This is a genomic window from Corallococcus praedator, assembly GCF_003612125.1.
GTDB classification, from domain to species: Bacteria; Myxococcota; Myxococcia; order Myxococcales; family Myxococcaceae; genus Corallococcus; species Corallococcus praedator.
In genome coordinates this window covers 1-12428 of the sequence record NZ_RAWI01000280.1, presented here as the reverse complement: position 1 = coordinate 12428, position 12428 = coordinate 1, and the positions used below count along the sequence as shown (strand labels likewise).

The 12428-nt window shown below is 69.0% G+C and carries 9 protein-coding genes and 1 pseudogene; 4 read left to right on the top strand and 6 right to left on the bottom strand.

Features of this window, described 5'->3' with window-relative positions; translation table 11 throughout:
- Nucleotides 1–119 precede the first annotated feature (119 nt).
- The 3 genes from D7Y13_RS28800 (at nucleotide 120) to D7Y13_RS45910 (ending at nucleotide 1751) form a co-directional block, all read left to right on the top strand.
- Nucleotides 120–944, top strand: coding sequence for a GNAT family N-acetyltransferase (locus D7Y13_RS28800; protein WP_120536206.1), 825 nt, complete (start codon nucleotides 120–122; stop codon nucleotides 942–944).
- 281 nt (nucleotides 945–1225) lie between these two features.
- Nucleotides 1226–1561, top strand: a complete 336-nt coding sequence (locus D7Y13_RS28795) for a hypothetical protein (RefSeq protein ID WP_120536207.1) — start codon at nucleotides 1226–1228, stop codon at nucleotides 1559–1561.
- Nucleotides 1562–1580: 19 nt separating this feature from the next.
- Entirely contained in the window at nucleotides 1581–1751 is a 171-nt protein-coding gene (locus D7Y13_RS45910) for a hypothetical protein (protein ID WP_158620458.1), read from the top strand.
- 75 nt (nucleotides 1752–1826) lie between these two features.
- Here D7Y13_RS45910 and D7Y13_RS45905 read toward each other — a convergent pair whose 3' ends face one another.
- The 5 genes from D7Y13_RS45905 to D7Y13_RS49060 form a co-directional block, all read right to left on the bottom strand.
- Nucleotides 1827–1991 carry a hypothetical protein gene (locus D7Y13_RS45905; RefSeq protein WP_158620457.1) on the bottom strand — a complete coding sequence of 55 codons (165 nt, stop codon included), beginning with the start codon at nucleotides 1989–1991 and terminating at the stop codon, nucleotides 1827–1829.
- A gap of 719 nt (nucleotides 1992–2710) precedes the next feature.
- The gene (locus tag D7Y13_RS28785) at nucleotides 2711–4933 is read right to left on the bottom strand and encodes an RCC1-like domain-containing protein (protein WP_120536208.1); all 2223 of its coding nucleotides are present in this window, start codon (nucleotides 4931–4933) and stop codon (nucleotides 2711–2713) included.
- A 41-nt stretch (nucleotides 4934–4974) separates the two neighbouring features.
- Nucleotides 4975–7179 carry an RCC1 domain-containing protein gene (locus D7Y13_RS28780; RefSeq protein ID WP_120536209.1) on the bottom strand — a complete coding sequence of 735 codons (2205 nt, stop codon included), beginning with the start codon at nucleotides 7177–7179 and terminating at the stop codon, nucleotides 4975–4977.
- A gap of 130 nt (nucleotides 7180–7309) precedes the next feature.
- Nucleotides 7310–7969 (bottom strand): nuclease-related domain-containing protein, encoded by a 660-nt coding sequence (locus D7Y13_RS28775; protein ID WP_120536210.1) that lies wholly within the window; start codon nucleotides 7967–7969, stop codon nucleotides 7310–7312.
- Between the two features lie 286 nt (nucleotides 7970–8255).
- Entirely contained in the window at nucleotides 8256–8912 is a 657-nt protein-coding gene (locus D7Y13_RS49060) for a phage minor tail protein L (RefSeq protein ID WP_369333600.1), read from the bottom strand.
- A gap of 29 nt (nucleotides 8913–8941) precedes the next feature.
- Between D7Y13_RS49060 and D7Y13_RS28765 the strand changes: the two genes are divergently transcribed.
- Nucleotides 8942–11839 carry a hypothetical protein gene (locus tag D7Y13_RS28765; protein ID WP_233595825.1) on the top strand — a complete coding sequence of 966 codons (2898 nt, stop codon included), beginning with the start codon at nucleotides 8942–8944 and terminating at the stop codon, nucleotides 11837–11839.
- A gap of 42 nt (nucleotides 11840–11881) precedes the next feature.
- Here the strand turns inward: D7Y13_RS28765 and D7Y13_RS45900 are convergent.
- A pseudogene (locus D7Y13_RS45900) lies at nucleotides 11882–12428 on the bottom strand (hypothetical protein); the annotation flags it as partial.

Sequence of the window (12428 nt, the reverse complement as noted above, 5' to 3'; positions counted from 1 at the left end):
CGCTCATCCGCCCCCTTTACACCGAACGGGTCTCCCAGGTCCCGAGCTCGGAGCCCGGAGCCGCGGCTCCGGGCTCCGAGCTCGGGACCTGGGAGACCCGTTCGGTGTAAAGGGGGCGGATGAGCGATGTGAACCTGGTGGAGTTCGCGCGGAGGTTCGAGCGCAGGGCCGCGGCGTCCGTGGTGGCGTTGGCGACGGATGCCGCGCCGCTGGCCGACGGCTGGATGGTGTTCGGGGGCGTGGGCTCCTACGTGAACAAGTCCTGCGGCTATGGGTACGGCCAGGAGGTCACCGGCGCGGAGCTGGACGCGCTGGTGACCTTCTTCTCCTCGCGGGGCGTCGAGCCGAAGGCGGAGCTGAGTCCGTTCGTGCCGGTGGCGCTGCTCCAGGGGCTGGCGGAGCGCGGGTTCGTGCTGCGCGAGTTCGAGACGGTGCTGTACCGGCCGCTGCGCGGTGACGAGGCCTCGTTGTCGCCCGTCCGTGGGGCGCCTCCGGGGCTGACGGTCGAGCGCGTCGATCCGTCCGACGACGCGGCGGTGCGCACGTTCGTGGAGGTCTCCGGCAGCGGCTTCGTTCCGGAAGGGGAGTCGATGCCGGAGGTGTTCCTGTCCGTGGGCCTCAAGAGCGCGCGCCAGCCCGCGTCGGACTCGTTCCTGGCCCGGCTGGACGGCGTCCCCGTTGGCGCGGGGGGCTGTGAGTCGAGCGAGGGGCTCACGACCCTGTACGGCACGTCGGTGCTGCCCGCGTACCGGCGGCGCGGCGTCCAGCAGGCGTTGATTTCAGCCCGGCTGGCGCGCGCCGTGGAGCGGGGCAGCGACATGGCCGCGATCATGTCCGCGCCCGGCATCCCCACCGAGCGCAACGCCATGCGCATGGGCTTCCTGATGGCCTACTCCCGCGCCGTGCTGGTGAAGCACGGCGCGGGGCTGGAACCCTCGCCCTAGTTGGGCTCGGGCGCGAGCGACCGGAGCGCCGCCTCCAGTCGCTTCGCGAGGGCCTGGGGGCCTGGGGGCCACGGCGCGACACACCGTGTTCGACATGGCGCCCACCGATGTCCCCGGCCAGGTCCGACCCCTGGGTCCGGTGATGCGGGAGGCTCGCCTGCGTTCGGAGGACGGGTTCGGCGCGTTGGTGCACTGAGGTCCACCGTCCCGGGCTCGTGGGTCCGGAGCCGCGAGTCCGCGCCCGGCATCCCCACCGAGCGCAACGCCAGCTGCCCGACGCCATGCTCTCCGCGACTTCGCTGCCCGGCGGCGCCCAGCGGCCTGACTCCAAGCTCTCCTCGCCCCTGATGCAGTCGCTCCAGGCGGACGGTTTGTCAGCCAGCGGCTCCAGCAAGACCGAGAGCATCGGCAAGCTGCTGGAGGGCATCACCTCCGTGATCAGCAGCATCATGGAGCTGGTGCAGGCCGCCACCCAGGGCGTGCAGGCTGTCTCCCAGGGCGTGACGGGCGTCGTCGGCGCCGTTGGCACCGCGGGCAGCTCGCTGCTCGGTGGCGCGCTCGGGCAGGCCCACTCGGATCCGACGGCCGGCATGAGCCAAGCCCCCACCCTCGAGTAATCCGACGGCGCCCCGCTTCGTGTCGATGGCCGAGAAGCCGGTGGAGGGGGAGTGCCTCTCCGCCACCTCTTCGACGATCTCCAGGCGGTTGCCGGTCACGACCTTGCCGTCCACCCTCATCGAGAACGAATCCGACGGGCTCGTGAAGGACCCGATGCAGGCCCCCGGGCGGTGGGGTCGTCGCCGCTGAAGCTGCCGAAGGCCGGCCGTTTCTTGAAGCCGATGTCGATCCGCCTCAACCGGATTGGCGTGAGGGTCACGTTGTTCAACTTCGTGTCGATCTCTCCGTGCGGATCGTGCTGACGACATCCTCGCCGTCGCGCGCGGCCAGCGTGAAGCCCTGGTCCGTCGCGCCCAGGTCACCGATGGCGGCCTTCATCGACCATTCGGTCGCGCGGGGGAACTCGCTGGTGACGCCGCCCGTCTTCACCTCCTTCAGGCCGGAGACGTTGATGGAGCTCTTGCGACGGGTGAGCGTCGCGTTACCGGTCGCGCAATTCTTGATGCGCCCGAACCCTTCGACGCAGCTCGTCTCGGCCTTCGACTCCTGGACGCATAAGAAGGATAGGGGCAGTGTTGAAGGGCACGGGCGAGAGCAGAGAGGCAGAGGAGGGCTGCTGACGAGTGCCGGAGGGCCGAGCGCCACGTCGGTGTGCCCACCCCGCAGTCCTGAAGGGTACACGCCTGCTCAAGCCGCCTTCCAATGAGGAGGCGGCAGGCGACGGGCCACTGCTGCTGCTGCTGCAGACTCAACACCCCCCGTGCTGGGGCGTCCCGTGTGCTGGGGCCAGTCTCCCAGGCAGCGTGGGCAGTCCCAGGTGCTCCAGGATGGCACGCATCTCACCGGAAGCCGTCAAATACGCCAGCCTCCTCAAGCCTGCCTCCACTCCCGCCGCAGGCGAACACGTCCAGCGCGAAGCTCCTGCGCAGCAACCCCGCCCCATCCAGCCGCGGCGTGCGCTCCTGGGTCGGCTCCTGCCTCGTCGCTGCTAAAGGCGGCTCACTTGCCTCTTCCGGCTTCGGCTCTGCCCCCGCTTGAGGGAGCGCCTGGAAGATCTTGTTTTAGGCCACGGCCACGCGCTGCATGCGCGACGCAAAAGTTGATGCTTATGGATAGTCAAGCATGCAGCGCGGGCCGCCGGGGATGCGTCAGAACAACTGCGAGCGCACGGGCGAGTGCATGTCGAGGAACGTCCCGTTGCCCAGCTCGCCGTCGGAGTTGCGGCCCCACGTCCAGACCGTGCCGTCCGGGCGGACCACGACCAGATGATCACCACCGGTGTCCGCCGCGGTGAGGCCGCCCTCCAGCACATCGATGCGTATCGGCCCCCGTGTGGTGGAGTCGAGGTTCCCCAACTGGCCCCATTCGTTGTACCCGCCAACCCACACCCCACCGGTGAAGTCCGTTGCCAGGCTGATGTAGTTGCTTGCGACGACAGTGTTCAGGTCGCTGATCTCCATGAGCCTCAGTTTCCGGATGTAGTTGCGATCTCCCCCCAGTCCCTGTCCGAAGCCGTTGGTGCTCCAGTTCCAGCCGCGGCCGTCGGAGCGCACCGCGAGTGAATAGTCGAGGCCGGCAGATACAGAGACAATGTCGCTCACGCCCTGAACCTGGACGGGCGTCGAACGATTGATGGTGGTGTTATCACCCAACTCACCGCTCCAATTGTTGCCCCAGGCCCAGACGGTGCCGTCGAAGCGCACCGCGAGCGCGTGGCTGGAGCCCGCGGAGATGAAGGTGATGCCCGTCAGGCCCTGAACCTGGGTCGGCACCCGACGCGTCTGCTGGGTCCCGTCGCCCAGCTGGCCGTTCCAGTTGCCACCCCAGGCCCAGACGGTGCCGTCATACTTCAGCGCCAGGGCGAAGTTGTCTCCCTGGGCAATGGCGCTCACGGACGTCAGCCCCGGCACCTGGCCGGGCGTATGGCGTGGTGTAGAGGTGCCGTCGCCAAGCAGGCCATATCTGTTGTCGCCCCAGGCCCAGACGGTGCCCTCGGAGCGCAGCGCGAGGGCGTCGGAGTCCCCGGTCGTAACCGCCGTAATCCCTGTGACCCCAGATACCGCGACGGGGAGCGAGCGCCGCGTCGTCGTTCCATCACCCAGCTGGCCGGATGCGTTGTCGCCCCACGCCCACACCGTGCCGTCGTAGCGGACCGCCAGGGAGTGCTGGGGGCCGGCCGCCACGGCGACCGCGCCTGTGAGGTTGGGGACCTGCTGGGGCGAGGGATGACGGGTCAGCGCGCCGTTACCCAGCTGTCCATACCTGTTCTCGCCCCAGGTCCAGACCGAGCCATCAGAACGCATGGCCAGCGAGTGCTTGGCACCCGCAGCCGTGGCAACGACGCCCGCGAGGCCTGGGACCTGGACGGGTGTGTACGCGTGCTCCTTGGCGCCGGTTCCCAGTTGCCCCTGCTCGTTGTCACCCCAGGCCCAGACGGTCCCATCGGAGCGCTGGGCGAGTACATGGTAGGGGCCAGCGCTCACGTCGATGATGCCCGTGAACCCCGGGAGTTGCGATGGCGTGGTGGACTCGAAGATGCTGCCGACGAAGCCCCAGGCCCAGACGGTGCCGTTCGACTTTACCGCGAGCGCTCCGTGGGGGCCCGCCGCCACGGCGGTCAGGCCTGACAGGCCTTGCACCTGAATGGGAGAGCAACGCCGGTCCTTCGTGCCATCCCCCAACACGCCATAGCTGTTGCCGCCCCAGGCCCAGAGGGTCCCATCGGAGCGCAGCGCCAGGGAGTACCGGCCGTTGGCGAGCACGGAGACCACGCCGGTGAGGCCGGGCACCTGCGTTGGCACGCGTCGCTCAGTCGTCGTCCCGTCACCCACCTGGCAATTGGAGTTGTCACCCCAGGCCCACACCGTGCCGTTGGACTTCATGGCCAGGGAGTGGGTCGCGCCCGCAGCGATGGAGGAGACTCCGGTCAGTCCCGGCACTTGGACAGGCAGGGACCGGCTTGCGACGGCCGAGCCGTCGCCCAACTGGCCGTAATAATTGCTGCCCCAGGCCCAGGCGCTGCCATCGGAGCGCACGGCCAGCGAATGGGAGTTGCCACCGGCGACGGACACGACACCGGTCAGTCCCACCACTTGCACGGGCGAGGAATGGTCCTGCTGGGTGCCGTCTCCCAGTTGGCCCAAGCCGTTGCGCCCCACTGCCCAGAGGGTACCGTCCGGACGGATGGCCAGTGAATGGGATTCGCCCGCAGCCAGCCGGGTGCGCGGACTGGCGCGCTTGAGGCCGGAGGAGGTCGTTGAATCCTCGGGAGCAGCGGCTTCCGGAGGAGATTGCCCGCAGCCTGCGAACAGGCACAGCCCGAGCCAGACGCCGGCCAAGCGCCTTCCCCAAGAGGAGGTCGTTTGTGTCATTGGAGTGTCCTTGGTTTTGCGAGTGAGAGTGATTGAACGGCTCAATAGAACTGCGAGCGCAGCGGTACGAGGGCGTCCAGGGACGTCCCGTCGCCCAGCTGGCCGTCGGAGTTACGGCCCCAGGTCCACACGGTGCCGTCCATGCGGATGACCAGCATGTGGTAGTTGCCACCGGCCGCCGCGGTGACACCGTCCGACAGGCTCGTCACCTGCACGGGCGCGTCGTCGTAGATCTCCACGGTGTCGTTGCCCCACTGGCCCCAGCTGTTGTCCCCGGCGGTCCACACCGCACCGGTGAAGTCCGCCGCGAGCGACACGTAGGGCGCCGCCGCCAGCGTGGTCAGCCCATTGAAGGGCAGGGTGCCCATGAGGAGGGAGTCCCAGGGGCGGAACAGCTCGCCGTAGGCGTTGTTGCCCCAGCTCAGGCCCGTGCCGTCAGCACGGAGCGCGAACGAGTGATAGCCCCCCGCGACCACGGAGACCGCGTCGGTCAGCCCTGGCACCTGCACGGGGGAGTGGCGGTCGGTGAAGGTGCCGTCTCCCACCTGGCCCAGCCAGTTGTCACCCCAGGCCCACACGGTGCCGTCGAACATCAGCGCCAGCGAATGGGTATCGCCCACGGCGATGGCCAGCACGCCCGTCAGTCCCGGGACCCGGACGGCCGTCGCATGGCTCACCGTCGTCCCATCCCCCAGTTGACCGTAGTCGTTGCGGCCCCAGGCCCAGACGGTGCCGTCATGCTTCAGCGCCAGCGCATGGGTGCCGCCGAGCGCGACGGCGGTGATGCCCTCGAGCCCCTGCGCCTGGGCGGGGGTGTGGCGGTCAGTGGATGTGCCATCCCCCAACTGGAAGTCGCTGTTGACGCCCCAGCCCCAGACCGTACCGTTGGCGCGCAGCGCCAGGGTGGTGGCGTCGTTCGCCACGACCGTCAGCACCTCCGTCATTCCCGGTACTGCCGCAGGGAGCGCGCGCCGCGTGGTGGTGCCGTCGCCCAGCTGGCCGTTCCAGTTGCCACCCCAGGCCCAGACCGTCCCGTCGGCGCGGACCGCCACCGAATGGTGCCTGCCTCCCGCCACGGTCAGAGCCGCCCCCAGCCCCTGCACCGGCTGCGGGACGTAGTGCCGGACCGTTGCGCCGTTGCCCAGTTCGCCGGAGAGGTTGCCACCCCAGGCCCACACCGAACCGTCAGAGCGCAGGGCCAGCGAGTGATGGGCGGCGGCCGCCGTGGCGACGACGCCCGTGAGCCCCTGGACCTGGACGGGCGCGGAGACGTCCACGGTCGTCTTGTTTCCAATGCCCAACTGGCCATAGCCGTTGGTGCCCCAGGTCCAGACGGTGCCATCCGAGCGCTGCGCGAGCACGTGGATGGAAGCACTCACGTCGGTGACGCCCGTGAGCCCAGGCACTTGCACTGGGGTGGCGCCGCCCATGCCGATGTCGCCCCAGGCCCAGACCGTACCGTTCGACTTCACGGCCGCGGAGGCGCGGTAGCCCGAGGCCATCGCGACGATGCCAGTCATGCCCGGCACCTGCACGGGAGCGCACTGCTTCTGGCCAGAGCCGTCCCCCAGCACTCCAAAGGTGTTGCTGCCCCAGGCCCAGAGGGTGCCGTCGGAACGCACGGCCAGCGAGTGGTTGTATCCGCCCACGACCGCGACGACGCCGGTCAGTCCCTGCACCTTCGCGGGAGTGGTGCGGTCGGTCGTCGTGCCGTCGCCCAACTGGCAGTACGCGTTGTCACCCCAGGCCCAGACCGTACCGTCCGGCTTCACGGCCACGGTGTGCGCGAAGCCTGCGCCCACGGAAGTGACCCCGCTGAGCCCCGCTACCTGGGTGGGCACCTTCCGGGACGTGGTGGTGCCGTCCCCCAGCTGCCCCGTCGAGTTGTCGCCCCAGGTCCACACGGTGCCGCCCGTGACCAGTGCCACGGAATGGTAATAGCCCGCGCTGACGGATACCGCGCCTGTCAGGCCCTGCACCCGCACCGGCGTGGAGCGGTCCGTGAGCGTGCTGTCACCCAACTGCCCGTCGCTGTTGCGGCCCGCCGCCCAGACGGTGCCGTCCGGACGGATGACCAGGGAGTGCCGATACCCTGCCGCCACCCGCGCGCGTGGATTGGAACGCTTGATGGCGGAGGTGGACGCCGCCGCCTCTGTCCCGTCCGACTCGGGCGGGGGTTGTCCGCAACCCATGATTAGCCCCAGCCCCAACATCATGGGCAGCCAACGGCCTGAACTGCGATTCATCCCTGTCTCCTTGAACGCCTGCCTGTCGGCTATTACGACAATTCAAGAAAGACGGATAGGTTTGGGGGGAGCGGCGCTGAACCTCGGCTGATGCGAGAGGCTCGTCGCGCAATGCGTCATCACAGGGCGCTCAGCCCCAGGTCGCCAGTTGTTGGGCGGACGTGGCGAGCGCCATGACCTCTTCCCGCCCCAAAGAGACCTCTTGCGCGAGCAGGGCTGGAACCAGTTCGTGGGCCCCGAGGACCGGGACGTTCCTCGGCTGCTCCTTCACATCGAGCTCCGCGTCCACGAAGACCAGCAGGCTTTGGACCCAGAGCGAGCGGCGTCGCGTTGCCGCGAGCAGCTTCTCGCGGACCCGTTTGGCCTCTGCTTCGCCCTTCCTCACGTAATCCTTGTTGGAGCCGCCGACCTTGATGACGTTTCCGGCGACCCACACGTTCTGGCGGAGGAACTTGGTGTTGATGACGTAGACGCCCGGCGGGCCAATCACGAGGTGATCCACGTTCGCGCCGTTCTGGCCAATCCTGACGTCGTGCTGGATGAACCAGCCTTGCGGTCGCAGGGGTTCGAGTAGCCGGCCTACGCGTTCCTCGCCTTCGGCGCCGCGCCTCCAGGCACGCTCATCGGTGTGCATTCCGAAGAGTCGCGTGAAGAAGGTCTTGATGGGCGCGGCCTTCGCGAGCGCGTTCTGCTTCTCTCGTGCGCTCTCTCCTGGCCGGCGGACAGAGAATCCCGCTGCGTTCGGATCATGCGCCCCGTTGCGTTGCTTTGGCATGACACCCCCATGCATGACATTGGTTGAGTAGGCGGGAGCATACCACTCCTGAGGGATTCTCCGGAGGGGGTGAGGAGGCTTGTTGGTTCCGCCATGTCAACGCGCTCCCTTGTCGTGGTTTCATTGTGTGTCTTTCTGTCTCTCGTTACTGCCTGCCTGGGGGACGAAGGGTCCCTGGGACCCCAGATGTCTCCCGAGCCCCCTGTCGCCGCGTCTCAGGTTTCTTCCGACCTGGTCGGACCTATGCGTCGGATGAAGACAAGGAGACCGAAGGCTATTGCTCTGCGCCCTCGACCTGCGATCAGAGCCGCCTGGAGTTTTCCATCGCCTCGCCGTTGACGACGGGAACCTGCCCCATCCTCTCCAGTCGCCCCATCCACGTCATCGTCGGGCGTCTGCTTCCGCTTGGACAAGTCGTGGCCCTGGCTGCTGCAGACTCAACACCACCCTCAAGCCTGCCTCCACTCCTGCTGCGGGCGAACACGTCCAGCGCGAAGCTCCTGCGCAGCAACCCCGCCCCATCCAGCCGCGATGTGCGCTCCTGGGTCGGCTCCTGCCTCGTCGCTACTAAAGGCGGCTCACTTGCCTCTTCCGGCTTCGGCTTTGCCTCCGCTTGAGGGAACTTCACTCCGGGCGCAGGAGGATCGACACCAGTTCCTCCTGGAGCAGTCCCGGGCCAGGGGCAGGGCCTCGGGTCGCTCTGCCGCGGTGGATGACCGCGTGCGAGCTCGTGTCGACGAGCCACATGCAGCCCGTGAGGCACTTTCCGCACCGATCCCTCGGCGCGGCTGGACGTCAGCGTGTCGTTCACCCTCGTCACCGGTGGCCCTGCGCAGCCGCGGCCCTCGTCCCGGTACTCCCAGGGCCACAGCCGCGTGAGGATTCGCAACGGGATCCGGGCGCCCTCCAGGTCACACTTCGCGGCCAGGCTGAATTCGATGACATGCTTGTTCTCGATGCCTCCTGAAAGACAGGTTCGGAATCTCCATGCACTCCTCGATGCCGTCCCGGACCTGGTTCTTGGCGCTCTTGCTGACCCTGGCCGGAGCCCTGGCCTCCGCAGCGGAACCGCCGTCGCAAGGCGTGGTCCTCGCCGCGCAGCCGCTGACCTTCGCGGAGGCGGAAGCACTTCCTCCCAAGCTCGCTGAGTCCGCTCCCTGCGACCTGGGGCTGGGCCACACCCCCGACATCACCGTCTCCCAGTCCGTGGACGTGACGCCGTCCATCCCGGACTTCTGCCGGCCCGCCGAGGTGGTCGTCACCCAGAAGCTGTCCCTTCCAGATGGCTCGCGAGTCGAGCGCACGTTTCGCATCGTGGATGACGCTCCTGGCACCCAGCTGCCTCCGCCTCCCCCGCGCCCTCGCATCCGCGTCCGCTGCCAGGCGCGGCGGCTGGAGCTGTCCGTGGAAGGCGTGCCCGAAGCCCCCCTGCTGACGCTGGAGCCCATCGGCCTCAGCGCCACCTCCGTGCTGCTGCGGGTGTCCCGGGACAGCGAAGCCCGCTTCCTGCCCCTGCTGATCCGGGACGACGCAAGGGCCCGCGGGGCGCTGGAGGAACTGGACTTCCTGGTCAGCAAGGGTGTTCCCTCCCGCTTGTCCAGACGCGACGCGGACCTGGAGGCGGACAGCGTCGCGGGGCTGGCTGCCGCACTCGAGCGCGCTCGGAGGCGCACCGCCCTGGTCTCGGGCGACGACATGGATCCAAACGTCCCTCGCGACATCCTGGCTCCGGACCTGAAGGGAGACCGGCCGCCGTTGAAGACAGGCGAGCCTGAAGATATCGGCGACGTCCAGCCGCCTGATTCGAACTCGGACCCAGACCTGTTCTGGCGCCAGGGACGGTTGTGCGTGGTGCAGCAGGACACCCGGAAGCGGATGCGCTGCTACGACCCCGTGGCGCGGCGCTGGGGCAAGGCCGTCCCGGTGGACAGGGGTGACCTCTCCGCCTGGAGCACTCGCGGAGGTCGCTGCGGCATTCCCCTGGGGACCCGGAACGTGCGGCCTCCCGAGGGCTTTGGGCCCGAACTGCGCCTGTCCCCCCGGGCCGTCCTGCTCTGGAACGGGAACACCCACGAGGCCCGCGTCATGGAGGTCCCCGAAGGGGTCGGTCCACCGCGCCTGCGCGCACAGGAAGCGGAGGAATTGAAGAAGGCGATCCTCGCGTCCCCCGGCTCCCGGCTCCTGGGCGAAGGCCGGTTCATCCTGGACGAGGGACGCAAGGCGTTCTGCTCCGTGCGCAGGCCCCTGGGGTGCTGGTCCCTTCCATTGGAGGATGAGGGCGGCAACGCACTGTCGGAGGGCCGCGTGTCCCCGGATGGCCGGTGGCTCTCCTATCTGCGCGGTCCCGCTCCGAGCCGCGTGGACGGGGAGGAGGAACCCCTGACCCTGGTGGTGCGCCCCCTGGTGCTCGGTCCGTACGTCGCGCCCCGCGAGCCCGTTTCGACGGCCCCGCCCCTCGTGCGGACGGACGTCGTGATGGAGAGGCCGACCTGGGGGAAGCCCGCGCCGGGGCCGGACGGCGACCTCGTCTCCCGCGCGAGGATCGCCTGCGACCTGGGCCAGGATCCACGCATCCCCTTCGAGCTGGAGACGACGCGCACCGTCTCGGCCTACAGTTCCGTGAGCGACGCTTCGTACGCCTGCCGCCCTGATTGGGTGAAGCTGCGTCAGGTGCTGACCGTGCCCGGAGGCCTGGAATTCGTCCGCCGCGCCTCCGTCGTCGCCGGGGACAAGCCGTCAGCGGTGGGCGACGCGAAGGTGCGCTGCCAGCCGGGCCGCCTGTCGCTGTGGATGGAGGGCGTGCCCGACTTCCCAGCGCTGACGTTGGCCGCGAACCCGGGCGCGTTCGGCGCGGTGCGCTGGGACCTTGCGCCGGAGACCGAAGCCCGGCTCCAGGCGCTGCTCGCCCGCGACGACGCGCCCGCCCGCGAGGCCCTGGACGCCTTCGCGAAGCTGGTGCGGCAGAACGAGGACGGGCGCGTCTCCCGCATGGGCTGCCTCGCCACGGCGCTGGAGGCCATCCATGCCCGGCTGGCGCTCGCGGACGGGTTCCACCCGGAGCTGCATGTCGCGATGAAGACCGCCGGCGTCTGTGCCGAGCGCTACGGCATGCGCGCCCTCCAACAGCGGCTCCAAGCCGCTCTGCCTTCGCTTCCGCTGCGCGTCGGGGCGCTGAAGGACAAGCCGGGCGTCATCGGCCAACTGCTGACCCTGCCCACCATCCCTCCAGAGCGCGGGCCCCGGCTGTACTGGAGGGACGCCACCCTGTGCAGGGTCCAGGAGGAGGGGAGCGGACAGGTGCGCTGCTACGACCCGGCGGCGCGCGAGTGGGGGCCCGCCGTCGCGATGAAGGACCGCCCGGTCCCGCGAGAGGACCTGTTCGTGAAGTCCCCGAACCCGTGCTACCCGCTGGGGGGCCGCACCGTTCCCGTTACGGATGAGATGCGCGACGTCCTGCCCCTGTCACCGCGGGCCTCGCTGTTCACGGACACCTCGCGCGGCGACCTGTCCCCGGAGTTCAAGGTCCTGGAAGTCCCCGAGGACGCGGGCCCCGTGCGCACGCGTGCGCCCACCGTGGTGGAACTGGCGCTCGCGGCACGGACCGGCGGGGGCTCCGTTTCCTTGAGCGAGGGCAAGCTGCTGCTGCATGTCGCGAAGGACGGCGCGTCGTGGCTGTGCACGGCGGTGCGTCCGCTGAGGTGCTGGAAGCTGGACCTGGATCCCGGGGCCGAAGCTGTGCGCGCCATGGCGTCGCCTGATGGACGCTGGCTGTCCTACGTGCGGATCCCCAAGGGGTTCCACCGAGACCCGAAAGCACACCCCGCGGAGCTCGTCGTGCTGCCGCTGCTCCCGCGCGACGCCGCGCCCCCGGCCCCGAAGCCCTGATCAGATCGCTGCCACGACCTACACGCGCGACGGACGCAGTCGCTACTTCCGCGCCTTGAACAGCTTGCCCTTGCTCCAAGCGTCGAAGAGCGCGTCCTCCGAGTAGATCGCCTGGGACTTGAACTTGAGCTCCACCTTGCCGCCAGCCTCGGCGACCGCGGCTTCGATGGCCTCCGCTTCGGCGCGGTTCATGGGCGCATCGCGCATTTCGCCCAGGGTCCGGCGCATCTTGTCCGGAAACTGGAGCCACAGGGGGGGCGGCTTCTGGTCCAGGTATGCGGCGGGGAAGCCTGTGATTGCCGCGATGCGCGCTACCACCTCCGGGTTCCGGCTCGCGGTGTCCGTGAGCGTCACTTCCACGGACTCCTCCTTGCCCAGTGAACCTGAGGTCACCACCTTCTTCAGCGCTGCCACCACCCCCTTGCCGGTCCCCTGGCGGAACGTCTCCATCGGGTAGTGGTGTTCAACCTCCAGTGCCTGGGCGCGGATGTCATGCTCATCCTCGATGAGCATGCGCGTTTTCAGGTGACCGCCAACCACCAGGGAACTGTCGTTGTAGTGCCCCACCACGACGTCCCCTCCATCCAGG